The organism is Corynebacterium pseudogenitalium (assembly GCF_024453815.1).
Taxonomy (GTDB): domain Bacteria; phylum Actinomycetota; class Actinomycetes; order Mycobacteriales; family Mycobacteriaceae; genus Corynebacterium; species Corynebacterium pseudogenitalium.
In genome coordinates this window covers 252736-269014 of the sequence record NZ_CP072934.1, presented here as the reverse complement: position 1 = coordinate 269014, position 16279 = coordinate 252736, and the positions used below count along the sequence as shown (strand labels likewise).

The following is a 16279-nucleotide window of genomic DNA, read 5'->3' as shown; positions in this document are numbered from 1 at the left end:
GAGCGTACCTGATGTGGAAAACTAGCAAAACCTACCAAACCGTAGGTTATACTTTCCCTCACCTACTTTCGACTAGCTAACAAAAGGAGTGTTTATGGGAGCCTACGAAACCAAAGCCTGGCTTACGCACTACCCCGAATGGACCGACCCGCACCCGATCGTCGGCAGCGACACCCTCGTCAGCCTGTTCAATACCGCCGCAACCACCCACCCGGGCCGCACCGCCACCTGGTTCATGGGCAAAACACTCACCTACCAAGCCCTCAACGAGCAGGTCAACCGCCTCGCTGCCGCCCTGCAGCGACTCGGCGTCGCACCAGGCGACCGCGTTGTCATCGCGCTGCCGAACTGCCCGCAGCACGTCATCGCCATCACCGCGATCCTGCGCATCGGGGCCGTCGCCATCGAGCACAACCCGCTCTACACCGCCTACGAGCTGGAGAAACAGTTCCTGGACCACGGCGCGCGCGTGGCCATCGTGTTCGACCGGGAGGCCGACACCTTCCACACGCTGCAGGAAACGACGGCGCTCGAGACCGTCATCGCCGTCAACCTTATCGACGCCATGCCCCGCCACCTGCAGCTCGCCCTGCAGGTGCCGCTCGGGTCGGTGCGCAGCCAGCGCGAGGAACTGCACAAGCCCGCACCAAAGGCGATCTCGTGGGAATCCCTCGTGGCGAAGCCCGCCACACCAACGAACCTGCCGACCATCGCGCAGTCCGACACCGCGTTCATCCTGTACACCTCCGGCACCACCGGCACCCCCAAGGGCGTGCCGCTGACGCACGCCAACGTGCTCTCCGTCCTGGTCGCCGGCGCACAGTGGGTCAAGGACTGGGGCGCCGTCAACGAGAAGGTGCTCGCCATCTTGCCGATGTTCCACATCTACGGTCTGGCCCTGAACTACGGGTTCCCCCTGACCGTCGCAGGCCAGATGGTGTTCGTCCCGGCACCGAAGCCGAAGCTCTACCAGCAGGCCATCCTGAAGACTCGCCCGACCCTGCTGCCCGGCGTGCCGCTGCTGTACGAGCGGATTGCGCAGTGGGCCGTCGAAAAGCATGTGGACCTCTCCTCCTTCCACAGCGCGATCTCCGGCGCCGCAACGCTGCCGCAAAGCACCATTGAGCTGTGGGAACGCGTGACCGGCGGGCAGCTCATCGAAGGCTACGGCCTCACCGAAACCTCCCCGATCCTGTGCGGCAACCCGCTCGACGGCAACCGGCGCCCCGGCTACATCGGTGTACCATTCCCGAACACCGAGATCCGCATCGCCAACCCGGACAACCCCAGCGAGACCATGCCCGACGGCGAACCCGGCGAGCTGCTCGCGCGCGGCCCGCAGGTGTTCTCCGGCTACCTCAACAACCCAGAGGCCACCGAGCAGGCCTTCCACGACGGCTGGTTCCGCACCGGCGACATGGCCGTCATGGAGCCCGACGGCTTCATCCGCCTGGTGGCGCGCATCAAGGAAATCATCATCACCGGCGGATTCAACGTCTACCCGGACGAGGTCGAGGAGGCGGTGCGCACGCACCCAGACGTCGAGGACGTCGCCGTCGTCGGCCGCCCGCGCGAGGACGGCTCCGAGGACGTCGTCGCGTGCGTCACACTTCGCGACGGCGCCCCGCTCGACCCGGAAGGGTTGAAGGAGCACGCTCGCCAGCGCCTGACCCGCTACAAGGTGCCGCGCACCTTCTACCATTTCGAGGACTTGAACCGGGACCAGACCGGCAAGATCCGACGCCGCGCGGTCCAGCAGGAACTGGTCGCCATGCTGCAGTCCACACAATAGGTTACGGTAGCGTAGGGTAGGGCCATGACCTTGGACGCAAACACCACAAAGCCATGGCTGCAGTACTACCCGGAGTGGACCGCGCACTCGCTCGAGTACGGGTTCACCACGCTGCCAGGCATCTACGACGACAACCTGGAACGCAACGCCGACAAGCCAGCGACCAGGTTCTTCGGCCGTTCCATGACCTACGCCGAGCTGGACAAGGAAGTCCGCCGCGCCGCCGCCGGGCTCAAGGCCTTCGGCGTACGCAAGGGTGACCGCGTAGCCATCCTGCTGCCGAACTGCCCGCAGCACGTCATCGCGTTCTTCGCGGTGCAGAAGCTTGGGGGCGTCGTCGTCGAGCACAACCCGCTCTACACCGCGAACGAGCTTCGCCCGCAGTTTAAAAACCACGGCGCCCGCGTGGCCATCGCCTGGGACAAGGCGGCCGACACCCTCGAGGCGCTGCGCACCACCACGGACTTGGAGACGGTCATCTCCGTCGACATGACCAAGGCGATGCCGAAGCTGCAGCAGCTCGCGCTGCGCATCCCGATCGCGAAGATCCGCAAGGCGCGTGAGCAGCTCACTGTGCAAAGCTCCAACACCGTACTCAAGACGGTGCCGTGGGAGACGCTGCTCGGCTCCGCGATCGGCGGCGAGGGCAACGACCTGGCCACCGAGGCGGACATTACCCCCGACGACCCAGCACTCATCCTCTACACCTCCGGCACCACCGGCGAGCCCAAGGGCGCGGTGCTCACGCACAAGAACCTGCACGCCAACGCGTGGCAGGGCGTCGCCTGGGTCAAGGATCTGCAGTCCGATTCGCAGCAGCGCATGCTGGCCACCCTGCCGTTCTTCCACGCCTACGGCCTGACGTTCTCGCTCACGCTCACGGTGCTCATCGGCTCCGAGGTTGACCTGCTGCCCGCACCAAAGATGGACCTCATCATGAGCTCCATCAAGAAGTTCAAGCCCACCTTCATCCCCGGCGTGCCCACCGTGTTCGAGCGAATTATCGACGCCGCCAACAACGAAGGCCTCAACATCGACGGCGTCAACACCGGGTTTTCGGGCGCGGCCTCCCTGCCCGTCGAGACGATCGAGGCGTGGGAGCGCGTCACCCACGGCCACCTCGTCGAAGGCTACGGCCTGACCGAGACCTCCCCGATCCTGATCGGTAACCCGGGCACCGCGGACCGCCGCGCGGGCTACATCGGCATCCCCTTCCCCGACACCGAGATCCGCATCGTCAACCCCGACAACCTGGACGAGGACATGCCCTATGGCGAGCCCGGCGAAATCCTCGCCCGCGGCCCCCAGGTCTTCGCGGGCTACCTCAACAACCCTGAAGCCACCGAGCAGGCCTTCCACGACGGCTGGTTCTGCACCGGCGACCTCGGCGTCATGGAGGAGGACGGCTTCATCAAGCTCGTTTCCCGCCTCAAGGAGCTCATCATCACCGGCGGCTTCAACGTCTACCCCGCCGAGGTGGAAACGGTCATGCGCACCCATCCCGATGTTGTCGACGTCGCCGTCGTCGGCCGCCCACGCGAGGACGGCTCCGAGGACGTCGTTGCCTGCGTCACGCTTCGCGACGGCGCCCCACTCGACCCGGAGGGCCTGAAGGACTTCGCCCGCAAGAACCTCACCCGCTACAAGGTGCCGCGCACCTTCTACCACTTCGAGGAACTGCCGAAGGACCAGCTGGGCAAGCTGTCGCGCCGCAAGGTGCAGGAGGAGCTCCTGTCCCGCCTGTAGGTGATTAGATCGACATCCCGACCCACACCGGCTCCGGCACCAGCCGGACGCCGAATGCGCGCTCCACACCGGCTTGCACGTCGCGGGCCAGGGCCACGATGTCGTCGGCCTTGGCGTTGCCCCGGTTCGTCAGCGCCAGGGTGTGCTTGGTGGACAGGCGGGCCGGGGCGTGCTCGCCGGGGTAGCCGCGTGGGAACCCGGCGCGCTCGATGAGCCAGGCGGCGGAGAGCTTCACGCGGCCGTCCTCCTGTGGGTAGCGCGGCATCCCCTCAATACCGATTGCGTCCGCCACCGAGGCGTCCACCACCGGGTTGGTGAAGAAGGAGCCCGCGGACCAGGTGTCGTGGTCGGCCGGGTCGAGCACCATGCCCTTTGACCGGCGCGTCTCCAGGACGGATGCGCGTGCCTCCGCGAGTGGGACCCGCTTTCCGCCGAGGTGGCGCAGCGGCGCCGACAGGTCCGACTCGGTCAGCTTCAGCTCGATCTCGAGGACCACAGCACGGTGGGTGAACTTCAGGTTGGAGTAGCGGTACGCCAGCTCCAACGACTCCGGGGTGACCCACTCGTCCACGCCGGTCTCTCGGTTCCACAGGCGGACGCGGTGCAGCACGTCAGCGATCTCGGCGCCGTAGGCCCCCACGTTCTGCACCGGGGTGGCCCCAGCGGAGCCGGGGATGCCGGACAGGGCCTCAATGCCCGCCAGGCCGTGCTCCACGGCGTAGGCAACCACGTCGTCCCACACGGTGCCGGCGCCGACGCGGAGGGTGGTGGCGTCGATAAGTTCGATGCCGGCGTTGCGCACGAGCACAGCAGTGACTGCCTGCGGGCCGTCGGCGACCACCAAGTTGGAGCCGCCGCCCACGACGAGCAGCGGCGCGCCTGCGGCGTCGAGACGCGCGACCGTCGCAGCGAGGTCCTCTGCGGTGTCGCAGCGGATCACATCAGCGGGGGTGCCGCCGACGCGCAGAGTTGTCATTGAGGCAAAAGATGTATCAGACACCCCATCAACGGTAGTCTGTTCACTATGACTGCACGTAGTGAAATCACCGTAACCATCAACCATCCTGCCCAGAAGGTGCGCGACGCCTTTGCAAGCAAGGATTACTGGGCGTTCATCGCGGAGAAGCTCTCCCCCGAACCGGGCGAGCTCCACGAGTTCGACGGCTCCACTGCCGTCCTCTTCGAGATCCTGCCGAAGTCCATCCTGCCTGAGGCAGCGCAGGCCATGATTTCGCAGGACCTGAAGCTGAAGCGCACCGTCAACACCGGCACGGACCCGATCACCTTCACCGGTGACGTCAAGGGCACTCCGGTCGATTTCGGCGGCGAGATCACGCTGACCGACAACGGCGACACCACCTCCCTGGCCTACGACAACGAGGCCAAGGTAGACATCCCGTTCATGGGCGCTGCGCTGGAGCCGAAGGTTGCTGAGGCGCTCGAGGAGATCGTCGAGAACGAGGCGAAGCTCACCGAGGAATGGATCTCCAACAATCTCTAAGCACCACCACAATCTGCGCTCGCAGGCGGGCCACGGGCAGCCCTACGGGGTCATCACCCGGGGGACGACTGGCATCAACCGGCTGCGGCGCTGCGATCGATGGACCCGCCACAACGCGCGGGTCATTTCGCTTTTGCGCGAAGGAACCCCACTAGCACTCGACGTCGGCTACGGCGCCTCCCACACCACCACCTGCGAGTGGGCGGGCTGGCTGCGGCGCATCAACCCCGACGTCGAGGTCGTGGGCCTCGAGATCAACCCCGAGCGGGTCCTCCCGCCGCGCGACGGCGTCCGCTTCGAGCTCGGCGGGTTTGAGCTCGCCGGCTACCAGCCGCAGCTTGTGCGCGCGTTCAACGTGCTGCGCCAGTACGACGTCGCGGAAGTCCCCGACGTGTGGCGCACCGTCACCTCCAAGCTCGCCCCCGGAGGTCTCTTCATCGAGGGCACCTGCGACGAGCTCGGCCGCCGCAGCACCTGGGTGCTTCTCGACGCCACCGGCCCCCAAACCCTCACCCTGTCCTGGGACCCATTCGACGTTGCCACGCCAAGCGATCTGGCCGAACGCCTGCCGAAGGCGCTCATCCACCGCAACGTTCCGGGCGAGCCCATCCACGACTTTCTTCGCGACGCCGACTCCGCCTGGGAACACGCCGCCGGGTGGGAGCCGCACGGCCCCCGGGTGCGGTGGCGCCACGCCCGCGAGGCCCTTGCCCGCGACTGGCCGATCGCCCCGGTGCGCCGTCGGCTCAGCGACAACACCGTCACCGTCGACTGGGCGGCTGTGGCGCCCAAAGGTGAGTCGCTACACTAGTGCGCATGAAAACCGTCTGGAAAGTCCTGATCGGCATCCTCGCCGCCATCCTGGTCCTGTTCATCGCCGCCGAAGCCGGCTCACGCGCCTACATCGGCAGCCAGATGCGTGACCAAGCCCCGGAGGGCACCGAGGTTTCCTTCGGCGCTTCCCCACTGACGCTCGGCATGTTGAGTGGCACCATCCCCCACATCACGGTGACCACGCCTTCCACGCTGGTGGTGAACGGCGACGAAACCACCGGCCAGCCGGCTTCCACCGTGGAGATGGACTCCATCAAGGTCGACGCCAGCGGCAAGTCCGTCGCGGACACCCTGACCGCCACCACCGAGGTTCCGAGCGAGTTCGTGCGCGCGATGCTGAACACGCAGCTGCAGCAGAACATCGGCAGCGATTTCCTCTCCGCGCTCATCAACGTGTCCGAGGTGACCACCTCCCCCGAGGACGGCACCTTCACCGTCGAGTTCAGCGGTGGCGCCGCTGCGGTTTCACTTCGCCCCGAAATTGACGACGCCGGCGGATTCTCCGTCCAGGCCGTCGACACCTCGCTGTTCGGCAACACGCTGCCGGATGAGATCTCCTCCGCGATTACCGAGGCACTCACCAACGGCGTGGCCGAGTACACCGACCAGACGATGCGCATCACCGGCTTCGACGTCGTCCCCGGCGGCCTCCGCGTTACCATGCAGGGCCACAACGTGGACTTCGCCGAACTCCAGGCCTACCAGCAGTAGGCCTGCTTACCAGCCGTAATTCCCCCGCAAAATGTTGTTGATCTGCGGCCGCACATCGAAGTAGTACACACCGATGGCGACCGCGCCAATCCACGCCACGAACGGCAACGACAGCATGCAAGCGAACGCGGAACCAGCCAGAATGGCCACCCACGTGCCCTTCGACTGACGCCCCGCCGCCTCAAACGCGTCCGGGCGCGTCGACGCCGCCATCACCGCCGCCACAATGCCCGCGATGGCCAGCACCCAAAACAGCAGCGCGTTCGCCATCACGGGCAGCGACATGATCAGCTGCTCAGCAGTGAGGGACATTACTTCTTGCCGCCCAGGTCAGCGATGCGCTCCTGCACACGCGCAACCACGGACTCGATGCGCTGCTTCGCGTCATCAGCGTCAATGTTGCCGAACGCGTCGCGGATCTCCTCAGCGACCAGCTTGAACGCATCCTTCGCCTCGCCGGCCTCGGCGGAGTCGCCGATGTTGCGCACGATGGACTCGGCGTCGCTCGCAAAGGAGGACACAGCGTCCTTCAGCTCCTTGTCGTCGCCCGCACCGTCAAACGTGCTACGAGCGTTGTCCACAGCCTGCTTCAGCTGCTCAGTCACATCGCCACCAAGCTTGCCGACGGCCTCCCCGACCGACTGCCCAGCAACCAGCAACGCATCCGCAATATCGCGCAAACCAGAATTGTTCTCAGACATCATCATTCTCCTTTTAGAAAAACAGCAACTGTGACACAGCGTATATAACAAGTCCGGCCAATGCACCCACGATCGTGCCGTTCACGCGGATGTACTGCAGGTCCTTGCCCACCATCAGCTCGATCTTGTCGGCGGCTTCCTGCCCGTCCCACTTCTGAATAGTCTCCGAAATAATGCCGACGATCTGCCCCGCACCGTTCTCCGCAGCGAAGTGCGTCCACTTCTGCAGGTTGCGCTCGGCCGCCTCACGCGTCGCCGGCTCGTTGACTAGCTTCTCGCCCCACTCGTGCACCGTCAGGGCTATCTTTCGACGCACCAAACTCTCCGGATCCGACGCCGACTCAATAATCGCCGCCGACACCTGCCCCCACAGCCCCGCGGCCGCGTTCTGCACCGCATTCGACGCCATCACATCCGCCTTCAGCTCCTCCACTCGCGTAATCATGGCACCGTCGAACTGCAGGTCCTGCGCGAACTGGTTGATTTGGCGTCGAATAGCTCGGCGAGCCTCGTGGTCCTTGTCCTTATCGACGTCCGCCATGAACGCCACCAGCTCGTTATAGACCTTCGCACCGACCAGGTCCTTGGCGAACTTCGGGGCCCAAGCGGGCATGCGCTCATCGATGGTGCGGACGATGGCGTCCTCCATGCCGGCGAGGCGCTCGTTGCCCCAGGCGACGATGTCGTCGACCACCGGCTCGATCTTGCCGTCCGCGATGAAGCCCTCCAGCGCGCGCCCGATCGGCGGGCCCCAGATCGGCTCCGCGAACCGGTCAATGACCTGCGAGTTGAGGAACTCCTCAGCCTCCGCAGGGTCGACCGCCTCGACGGCTTTGACCGTAAACTTGCCGACCTCCTCCGACACCCGCTTCGCGTTCTTCTCAAGCGACAACCACCTTCCGGCACGCTCCGGGATGCCCGCCGCCATCACCTTCTCGGTGATGGTCTCCGCGTTGAGGAAGTTCTCACTCACGAAGTCACTCAGCGCGTCAGCCACCTGGTCCTTCTTGTTCGGCACCAGCGCCGTGTGCGGGATAGGCAGCCCCATCGGGTGCTTAAAGATCGCCGCGACCGCGAACCAGTCCGCCAGCCCGCCAACCATCCCGGCCTCCGCCGCCGCGCGCACGTACCCCACCCACAACGGCGCGGTGCCCTGCGACTGCCACCACGAACACGTCAGGAAGATCACGGCCATCAGCCCCAGCAGGGCCGTCACCCCGATCTTGTACTTCCGCAGTGTCCTGCGGCGCTGTTCGTCCGCCTCGGTGAGCTCCATTAACGCGTGTGTAGCCATGCACTTGATTAAAGCAAAAATCTCCCCGCCACCATATTGAGCGTGGTGACGGGGAGACCTGGAGGTAGCCGCTAGTTGACGCGACCGGTTTGCTCGCGGTACTGACGGTAGGCCGCGCGACCCTTCACGATAAGGAACGCGCCGAGCACTAACGTCACAACCGCCTCTACGAGGCCGTACAGGATGAGCTGGCTGCTGACCTCAGCAGACGCACCATACCCGTACGTGCCAACAGTTGCGCCCCAGATGGCAAGCCCCATACCGAACAGTGACGCCAAGATCAGGCCCATCGCTACCCACGTGGAGTAGCGCAGCAGCGAAGAGTGCGGCGCGGAGTACGACACCGGGTCGTAGCCTTCGACGTACAGGTCCTGAATCTTGCCCTCATACTCAGGGAACGATTCACTGCGGATATCAGCTACAGCATGTTGGGACGCCATCGTTGTTTCCTTCCTCGTTTTATTCTCTGTTTAGTCGTCGCCGCCGCGGGCGGCCGCGCGGACACGCTCGGCGTTAATCGCGCCAACCGCGTCCAGCGGGATGCCTGCAGGGCAGACGTCTGCGCACTCGCCGTACAGGGAGCAAGGACCGAAGTTGGTTTCCAACTCGTCGATCATCTTGCGTGCACGACGGCTACGCTCCAGCTTGCCCAGTGGCAGCAGCTTCAAGTGCTTCAGCTTAGCACCAGTGAACAGGTGCGCGGCGCCATTCGGGCACGCAGCCACACAAGCGCCACAGCCGATGCAGGCTGCGTAGTCGAGCGCAAGCTCGGAGTCGTGGTGGTTGACGGACAGGGTGTCTGCGTCTGGGGCGGTACCCGGGAAGACGGAGATGTAGCCACCCTGCTGCATCACGCGGTCGAGCGCGGAGCGGTCAACCACGAGGTCCTTGATTACCGGGAACACAGCGGAGCGGAACGGCTCAATCTTGAGGGTGTCGCCGTCGTTGTAGTTCACCAGGCGCTGCAGACATGCAGGGACGTTCTGGTCCGCACCGTGTGGGCGACCGTTGATGGTCAAACCACAGGTACCGCAGATGCCCTCGCGGCAGTCAGAAGCGTAGGTGAAAGGCTCCTTGCCTTCCTCAACAAATTGGTTGTTGACGTGGTCAAGCAGCTCCAGGATAGACATCTGCTCAACTGCGTCCGGCACCTCGACGGTTTCGAAGTGGCCTTCAGTTTCGGGTCCGGCCTGACGCCAGATCTCAAGTGTCAGTTTCATTACTTGTAGTTCCTCGTCATCAGTGGGATCGAATCGAAGTACAGTGGCTCGGCGTGACGCACGAACTGGTCGTTGCCCACGGTCTCCCATGCGGAGACGAAGCACCAGTTCTCGTCGTCACGGCGGGCCTCGCCGTCTTCGGTGAGGTGGTCCATGCGGTAGTGAGCACCACAGGACTCGTCGCGGTCAAGTGCGTCGATGCACATCAGCTCGCCGAGGTTGATGTAGTCAACCAGGCGAAGCGCAGCCTCGAGGACCTGGTTCATCTCATCAGCGCGGCCTGGGATGTGGAGGTTCGCCCAGAAGTCATCGCGCAGTGCGCGGATCTTGTCGATGCCCTCACGCAGGCTGTCCGCGGTACGTGCCACGCCACAGTGCAGGTAGAGGATCTCGCCCAGCTTGACGTGGTAGTACTCCGGACCGTGCGGGTCGGAGCCCTTGATGTTCATCAGGCTGTCAATGCGCTTCTGCGCACGCTGTACAGCCTCAACGGATGCAGGTGCATCCTCTGCGTACACCGGCTCGTTCAGGTGATCCGCCAGGTAGTTCGGCACCGTGAACGGAATGGTGAACCAGCCGTCGACCGATGCGGACAGCAGCGAGTTCGCGCCCAGGCGGTTCGCACCGTGGTAGGTCCAGGAGCACTCACCGGCTGCGAAGAGGCCGTCGATAGACGTCATCTCGTTGAAGTCGGTCCACAGGCCACCCATGGAGAAGTGCACCGTCGGCGCAATACGCATCGGAGCCTTGTATGGGTTCTCGCCGGTGGAGTCCTCGTACATCTCGAAGAGGTTGCCGTAACGCTCACGGATAGTGTCCTCACCGAGGCGCTCGATGGAATCCTTGAAGTCCAGGTACGCCGAGTTGTGCAGCGGGCCAACACCGAAACCGGCGTTAAGCTGCTGCGAAATAGCACGAGACGCAACGTCACGCGGCACGAGGTTACCGAACGCCGGGTAACGACGCTCCAGGAAGTAATCGCGCTCGTCCTCTGGAATGGTGTTCGGGTCGCGGTCGTCACCCTTTTCCTTCGGGGTCCAAATGCGGCCGTCGTTACGCAGGGACTCGGACATCAGCGTCGTCTTCGACTGCCAGCTCGCGTTCAGCGGCAGGCCGGTCGGGTGGAACTGAATGAACGCCGGCGACGCCAAGTACGCACCAAGCTCGTGCGCACGCATCATCGCGGAGGAGTTCGAGTTCTTCGCCAACGTGGTCTTGTGGTACACGTTGCCGTAACCACCAGTACCCAGCACAACAGCATGGCCGGTGAACGGGGTCAGGGAGCCGTCAATCAGGTTGCGGGTAACAATACCGCGGCAACGCTTCTTGCCGTCTTCCTCAGTAATGATCAGATCGATCAGGTCGTTGTGCGTGAAGATCTCAACGTTGCCCAGGTGGATCTGACGCTGCAGCGCCGAAGCGGTGGACAGCTGCAGCTGCTGGCCTGTTTGGCCACGGGTGTAGTAGGTACGGGAGACCTGCACACCACCGAAGGAACGGGTAGCCAGGGAGCCACCGTACTCACGCGCGAACGGAGCACCAATCGCGTTCATGTGGTCAATCACGCGGACCGACTCGACGGCCAGGCGCCAGCAGTCAGCCTCACGGCAGCGGTAGTCGCCACCCTTGACAGTGTCCTTCACGTGGCGGTACGCGCCGTCGTTATCAACCTTCTTGCCGCGAGCAGCGTTGACGCCACCCTGCGCTGCAATGGAGTGTGCACGACGAGGAGCGTCATGGTACGTGAAGACCTGTACCTGGTAGCCCAGCTCGCCCAATGCGGCGGCAGAAGCACCGGCAGCCAAGCCCGTGCCCACAACGAGCACCTTGAACTTGCGACGGTTCAGTGGGGACACCAGCTGCATGTGGTCCTTCTGGTACTCCCACATGTCCTTCATCCGGACCTTGTGGCGGTCCGGCATTGCATTATCAAGAATGCGGCCAATGGTGACGCCAGGAGCCGAGGACTCCGGCTGGCGGAACACCTCGTCCTGCGTCTGGTTCAAAGAGGTAGTCATTAAAGTTTCTCCTAATCAGCCGTTAGCGGGTGTACCCCGGGATAAGACCAGCCATGATGGCCAGTGGCATGATGACGTTTCCAAGAACAACGATGAACGGCAGTACGTACCCCAACACGACCATTACGCCGCGCCCACGCTCGCCGAGCCATCCAAGGTCAGAAACTGCCAAGTACACACCGTGCGTCAGGTGCAGCAGCAGCGCCAGCATGGCAACCAGGTAGAACAGGGTCACGTACCAACGCTCAGGAGCGAAGGTTGCAATCAGGTTGTCACGGACATTGCCATGAACGAACTGCTCAGAAGCAACAACCGTGCCCGCGGTCAGATCCAGGATGTGGAAGATGATGAACAACAGCAGGATGACGCCGGTCACCAGCATCCAACGCGTCGCGGTGGACTGCCAGCCCCCCATCAGGTTCGTGCGCTTGAACGTACCGCGCGACTCGGCGGAACGCTTCTTCAGAGTGAACGCACCATACACGTGCAGGATCAAGCACGTCAGCAGCACGATGCGGAGAATCCATAGGAATCCCCCACGCGGGAACAGCGGCTCGCCGAACGTACGGAACCACTCGCCGTAATCATCAATGTGTGCGCCGCCATCAGCCTTGAGCGGCATGAAAATCTTCAGGTTGCCCACCATGTGAACAAGAAGGAAGAGCGAGAAGATGAGGCCAGTGATGGCCATCTCGAGCTTTACTGCCCATGTTGGGAACCCTGGCCGCTCTCGTAGCGGCTTCTCAGTAATTTTTCCGTGACGAATTGCTTCACGGTCTGTTTTTTGTACAGTCATGGCACCTCCAGTGTCGTAACCACTTTAGGCACCATTCTTCACTATTGCCTAGTCAGAGCATGTTTCTTTCGCCTGATTTTCACCCAAAATTCACCGCCTGGACGCGCTTGGCAAATTTTCGAAATTTTAAGCATGGCGACACCCTGCACATATTCAGTATGAGAACAAACCAAGGTAAACCTAATTTGTGATGTTACTCACGACCTGCGCGTAACGTCTATAAAATCTTCGAACTACCCCCAAAGGTCGGTAGTCAAGAGTCTGCTTCAAACATCGGGAAATGGGAGGGTGAGCGGTCCTTTTACTACCCCGTCAGCGCGCCCCAAAACGTTCGAAGCGTGGGCTTAGGAGCGTGCGATGCAGGTCGGCAAAAATCGGATAGGGTCAGCCAAAAGAGGCGACCAGCATCGCACTCCTCTAACGCCTCAACCGGAGCAATGTATGAAGGCGCGAAGGCAGGGCAACTGAGCGAGAACCCCACCCACACAGCGCAAAACCCGGTCCCACCAACAGGCGGGACCGGGCGTCGAGAAGAAAAAGGCTACAGGTTGATCATGTGGCCTTCGATGCCGTGGGCCGCTTCCTTCAGCACCTCAGACAGGGTTGGGTGAATGTGGATAGAGCGGGCGATTTCGCCGGCGGTGAGGTCAAAGCGCTGGGCGAGGACGACCTCTGGCAGCAGCTCGGCAACGTTGGCGCCAACCAGGTGAGCGCCGAGGATCTCGCCGTATTCGGCGTCGGCGACGATCTTGCCGAAGCCCGCGGTCTCAGCCAGGCCGACCGCCTTGCCGTTCGCGGAGAACGGGAAGGTCGCAACCTTGATTTCGCGGTCTGGCCACTTCTCCTTCGCCTGCTCCTCGGTGTAACCCATGGAGGCGACCTGAGGGTTGCAGAAGGTGGCGCGCGGCGTCATCATGTAGTCCTCGATTTCGAGGGTTTCAGCACCCGCGATGGTCTCGGCGGCGATGATGCCCTGCGCCTCCGCAACGTGCGCGAGCTGCAGCTTCGCGGTGACGTCGCCGATGGCGTAAATGCCGTCTACGTTGGTGCGCATGCGGTCATCGATAGCGATGGCGCCACGCTCGGTGAGCTCGACACCAGCCTTGTCCAGGCCGTAGCCCTCGACGCGCGGGGCAAAGCCGACAGAGATCATGACGCGCTCAACGGTGAGCGTTTCAGTCTTGTCGGTGCCATTCTTCTTGACGTCCACCTCGACCGAGTCGCCGTTGTCGCGAACGGCAGTTGTTGCGTGGCCGGTCATGAGCTTGACGCCGAGCTTCTTGTACGCCTTCGCGATCTCCTTGGACACGTCCTTGTCCTCGTTCGGCAGAACGCGGTCCATGTATTCGATAACGGTGACATCCACGCCGTAGTTGGACAGCACGTACGCAAACTCCATGCCGATAGCGCCCGCACCCACGATGACCATGGACTTCGGTGCGTCCTCGTTGAGGATCTGCTCCTCGAAGGACACAACGTTTTTGCTCAGCTCGATGCCTGGCAGGGTACGCACGACGGAGCCCGTCGCGATGATGCAGTTGTCGAAGGTGACGGTCTTCCCCTTGTCGTCGCCTTCGGTGATCTCGATCGTGTTGGAATCGGTGAAGGAGCCAAGACCGTGGATCTCCTGGATCTTGTTCTTCTTCATCAAGTAATGCACGCCGCCGACGATCTTCTCGGAGACCTTGCGGGAGCGCTTGTGGGCGTCTTCGTAATCAAACTCGACATCACCCTTGATGCCGAACGTCTTCGCCTCATGGTTGAAGATGTGGGCGATCTCCGCGTTCTTAATCAACGACTTCGACGGGATACACCCAACGTTGAGGCACACACCTCCCCAGTACTGCTTCTCAATGACCGCAGCCTTCAGGCCCAGCTGCGCTGCTCGGATGGCGGCGACATAGCCACCAGGGCCAGCGCCGAGGACAACAACGTCATAATGCTCTTTAGTCACGCCCCATAGAATACGTTGCTTGTAACGTTTTCGCTTCAATATCGGACACTTTAATAGAATGCTTGAAGGACACCCTTCACCACCTACAAAAAGTTGAGGAGCACCCCGTGAATATTGCGCGTCCAGCTATCGCCGGAGCCGCTGCCGTCGCGATCGCTGCAGGAGGCTGGTATGCCGTTGCACCATCCGAACAGGCAACGACTATTTCTGCCGCCCAGAGCGTAGAGGAGACGTCGATAAGTGAGGCGACGACGACCTCTTCCTCGAAGACCACCACGACCACAACCAAGGTTGAGGAAACGACGGTCGTCGAAGTCGTAGAGGAAGACAGCACCGAACCCACGCTTGATGACGCCGACATCCCCACAGCAGAGGGTGCCGAAACCACAAACGATGCCATCGCGCGCGTAAAGAAGCTGGAAACCGCACCGCAAAAACCCAGCGGCGGCGATCAGTACTGGTTCACCAACATCGACGGCATCAAAGGCTCCGAGAAGCTCAGCGTCTACTCCCCCGCTATGGAGCGCGACATCCCCGTCGGTGTGATCCGCGCTGGCGTACCGAACGCACCGACCATCTACCTCCTCAACGGCGCCGGTGGCTCCGAGCAGGATACTGACTGGATCGCGCAAGCGGGCACCGTGGTGAAGAAGGTCTTCGAAGACGAGCCGGTCAACGTCGTCATCCCGATGGCGGGTGCGTTCTCCTACTACATCGACTGGCTCTACGAGCCGAACTCCCGCTACCTGCAAGGCAAACAGCTGTGGTCCACGTTCCTGGGCTCCGAGCTCCCTGACGCCATCGAGCCCTACCTCGGCACCAACAACGACAAACGCGCCGTCGTCGGGTTCTCCATGTCCGCCACCTCAGCCCTCCTCCTCGCTGAGCACAACCCTGGCCGCTACGCCGCCGTCGGCTCCTTCTCCGGCTGCGCCGCTACCTCGACGGGCATCCCGAACGGCTGGGTCAACCTCACCGTCAACCGCGGCGGCGCCAAGCCCGAGGAGATGTGGGGCCGCGCCGGCAGCGAGTACAACCGACACAACGACGCCCTCGTCAACGCCGAGAAGCTCAAGGGCACCAAGCTGTACATCTCCAGCGCAACGGGCCTTTTCGCCGAAAGTGACACCGTCGGCTTCCTCCGCAAGACCCGCGACATGGACTTCGTCCAGGCCTCCGCAAACGCCCAAACCCTCATCGTCGAGGGCGGCGTGATCGAAGCCGCCATGAACGCCTGCACCCACGACCTGCTGGTCAAGCTGAAAGCCAACGACATCCCATACAACGCCAACCTGCGCGCCACCGGCACCCACTCATGGCGCATCTGGAAGGAAGACCTGGAGCTGTCCTGGAAGCAGACCATCAAGCCGGCGCTTGGGCTCTAACTCCCGCCCCAGACACCAAATTCCCTCCCACACTAGGAATTTGGCGCGCCCCCCTGGTCGACCAGTGCCAAAGGACGCAACCCTTAACATCTAGCGCTTTTCTCACCTGCAGGTTTGAATGTCTAGCCTAAATAAGGTTGCGCCCTTTGGCACTCCAGCGTTTCCACAAGACACCAAATTCCCTCACGCCCACTCGGCGACCTGGGGAAACACAAACCTGCCCCCCAAAAATTAAGGAATTTGGTGCGCAGCGCCCTGCACGAACCACAAAACCCGCCGCACCACCCAACAAAAGGTGGCGCGACGGGTTCAAGCGGGCCGAGCCTC

Annotated in this window: 15 protein-coding genes; 6 read left to right on the top strand and 9 right to left on the bottom strand. The window is 62.9% G+C overall.

Annotated elements, in window-relative coordinates:
• The first annotated feature begins 94 nt into the window (after positions 1–94).
• Both KBP54_RS01175 and KBP54_RS01170 read left to right on the top strand, forming a co-directional pair.
• Positions 95–1792 carry a long-chain-fatty-acid--CoA ligase gene (locus KBP54_RS01175; protein ID WP_070477361.1) on the top strand — a complete coding sequence of 566 codons (1698 nt, stop codon included), beginning with the start codon at positions 95–97 and terminating at the stop codon, positions 1790–1792.
• A gap of 30 nt (positions 1793–1822) precedes the next feature.
• Positions 1823–3538 (top strand): long-chain-fatty-acid--CoA ligase, encoded by a 1716-nt coding sequence (locus tag KBP54_RS01170; RefSeq protein ID WP_070477763.1) that lies wholly within the window; start codon positions 1823–1825, stop codon positions 3536–3538.
• A gap of 4 nt (positions 3539–3542) precedes the next feature.
• Here the strand turns inward: KBP54_RS01170 and KBP54_RS01165 are convergent, their stop codons facing one another.
• Entirely contained in the window at positions 3543–4601 is a 1059-nt protein-coding gene (locus KBP54_RS01165; protein WP_070477359.1) for a UDP-N-acetylmuramate dehydrogenase, read from the bottom strand.
• Here KBP54_RS01165 and KBP54_RS01160 point away from each other — a divergent pair.
• Genes KBP54_RS01160 through KBP54_RS01150 form a run of 3 tightly spaced genes read left to right on the top strand, consistent with a single transcriptional unit; the run spans position 4563 to position 6584 of the window.
• Entirely contained in the window at positions 4563–5039 is a 477-nt protein-coding gene (locus KBP54_RS01160; protein ID WP_070477357.1) for a DUF2505 domain-containing protein, read from the top strand. The genes KBP54_RS01165 and KBP54_RS01160 overlap by 39 nt on opposite strands.
• Entirely contained in the window at positions 5032–5850 is an 819-nt protein-coding gene (locus KBP54_RS01155) for a class I SAM-dependent methyltransferase (protein WP_070477761.1), read from the top strand. The genes KBP54_RS01160 and KBP54_RS01155 overlap by 8 nt, the downstream gene beginning before the upstream one ends.
• Positions 5851–5855: 5 nt before the next feature.
• On the top strand, positions 5856–6584 hold the full coding sequence (locus tag KBP54_RS01150; protein ID WP_141742158.1) for an LmeA family phospholipid-binding protein: 729 nt from the start codon (positions 5856–5858) through the stop codon (positions 6582–6584).
• 6 nt (positions 6585–6590) lie between these two features.
• Here KBP54_RS01150 and KBP54_RS01145 read toward each other — a convergent pair whose 3' ends face one another.
• The 8 genes from KBP54_RS01145 to lpdA form a co-directional block, all read right to left on the bottom strand.
• Positions 6591–6896: a DUF2516 family protein gene (locus KBP54_RS01145; protein ID WP_256472911.1), complete on the bottom strand. Its 306-nt coding sequence runs from the start codon at positions 6894–6896 to the stop codon at positions 6591–6593.
• Positions 6896–7285: a CGLAU_01105 family protein gene (locus KBP54_RS01140; protein ID WP_141742157.1), complete on the bottom strand. Its 390-nt coding sequence runs from the start codon at positions 7283–7285 to the stop codon at positions 6896–6898. Before KBP54_RS01140 ends, KBP54_RS01145 begins: the two co-directional genes overlap by 1 nt.
• Positions 7286–7298: 13 nt before the next feature.
• On the bottom strand, positions 7299–8579 hold the full coding sequence (locus KBP54_RS01135) for a DUF445 domain-containing protein (protein ID WP_070363219.1): 1281 nt from the start codon (positions 8577–8579) through the stop codon (positions 7299–7301).
• 71 nt (positions 8580–8650) lie between these two features.
• Positions 8651–9019, bottom strand: a complete 369-nt coding sequence (locus KBP54_RS01130; RefSeq protein WP_070363220.1) for a hypothetical protein — start codon at positions 9017–9019, stop codon at positions 8651–8653.
• Positions 9020–9049: 30 nt separating this feature from the next.
• The gene (locus KBP54_RS01125; protein WP_070477350.1) at positions 9050–9799 is read right to left on the bottom strand and encodes a succinate dehydrogenase/fumarate reductase iron-sulfur subunit; all 750 of its coding nucleotides are present in this window, start codon (positions 9797–9799) and stop codon (positions 9050–9052) included.
• Positions 9799–11817: a fumarate reductase/succinate dehydrogenase flavoprotein subunit gene (locus KBP54_RS01120; RefSeq protein ID WP_256006051.1), complete on the bottom strand. Its 2019-nt coding sequence runs from the start codon at positions 11815–11817 to the stop codon at positions 9799–9801. The genes KBP54_RS01125 and KBP54_RS01120 overlap by 1 nt, the downstream gene beginning before the upstream one ends.
• A 22-nt stretch (positions 11818–11839) precedes the next feature.
• Positions 11840–12613: a succinate dehydrogenase cytochrome b subunit gene (locus KBP54_RS01115; protein WP_070363223.1), complete on the bottom strand. Its 774-nt coding sequence runs from the start codon at positions 12611–12613 to the stop codon at positions 11840–11842.
• Between the two features lie 541 nt (positions 12614–13154).
• Entirely contained in the window at positions 13155–14567 is a 1413-nt protein-coding gene (lpdA, locus tag KBP54_RS01110; protein WP_256006048.1) for a dihydrolipoyl dehydrogenase, read from the bottom strand.
• A 107-nt stretch (positions 14568–14674) separates the two neighbouring features.
• On the opposite strand from lpdA, the gene KBP54_RS01105 reads away from it, so the two are divergent.
• Positions 14675–15952, top strand: coding sequence for an alpha/beta hydrolase (locus tag KBP54_RS01105; RefSeq protein WP_256006047.1), 1278 nt, complete (start codon positions 14675–14677; stop codon positions 15950–15952).
• Positions 15953–16279 lie beyond the last annotated feature (327 nt).

Coding starts and splice junctions, on each gene's coding strand:
- KBP54_RS01115 (WP_070363223.1), bottom strand. CDS start 12,613: ATGACTGTACAAAAAACAGACCGTGAAGCAATTCGTCACGGAAAAATT.
- KBP54_RS01135 (WP_070363219.1), bottom strand. CDS start 8,579: ATGGCTACACACGCGTTAATGGAGCTCACCGAGGCGGACGAACAGCGC.
- KBP54_RS01160 (WP_070477357.1), top strand. CDS start 4,563: ATGACTGCACGTAGTGAAATCACCGTAACCATCAACCATCCTGCCCAG.
- KBP54_RS01140 (WP_141742157.1), bottom strand. CDS start 7,285: ATGTCTGAGAACAATTCTGGTTTGCGCGATATTGCGGATGCGTTGCTG.
- KBP54_RS01175 (WP_070477361.1), top strand. CDS start 95: ATGGGAGCCTACGAAACCAAAGCCTGGCTTACGCACTACCCCGAATGG.
- KBP54_RS01125 (WP_070477350.1), bottom strand. CDS start 9,799: ATGAAACTGACACTTGAGATCTGGCGTCAGGCCGGACCCGAAACTGAA.
- KBP54_RS01120 (WP_256006051.1), bottom strand. CDS start 11,817: ATGACTACCTCTTTGAACCAGACGCAGGACGAGGTGTTCCGCCAGCCG.
- KBP54_RS01145 (WP_256472911.1), bottom strand. CDS start 6,896: ATGTCCCTCACTGCTGAGCAGCTGATCATGTCGCTGCCCGTGATGGCG.
- KBP54_RS01130 (WP_070363220.1), bottom strand. CDS start 9,019: ATGGCGTCCCAACATGCTGTAGCTGATATCCGCAGTGAATCGTTCCCT.
- KBP54_RS01165 (WP_070477359.1), bottom strand. CDS start 4,601: ATGGTTGATGGTTACGGTGATTTCACTACGTGCAGTCATAGTGAACAG.
- KBP54_RS01150 (WP_141742158.1), top strand. CDS start 5,856: ATGAAAACCGTCTGGAAAGTCCTGATCGGCATCCTCGCCGCCATCCTG.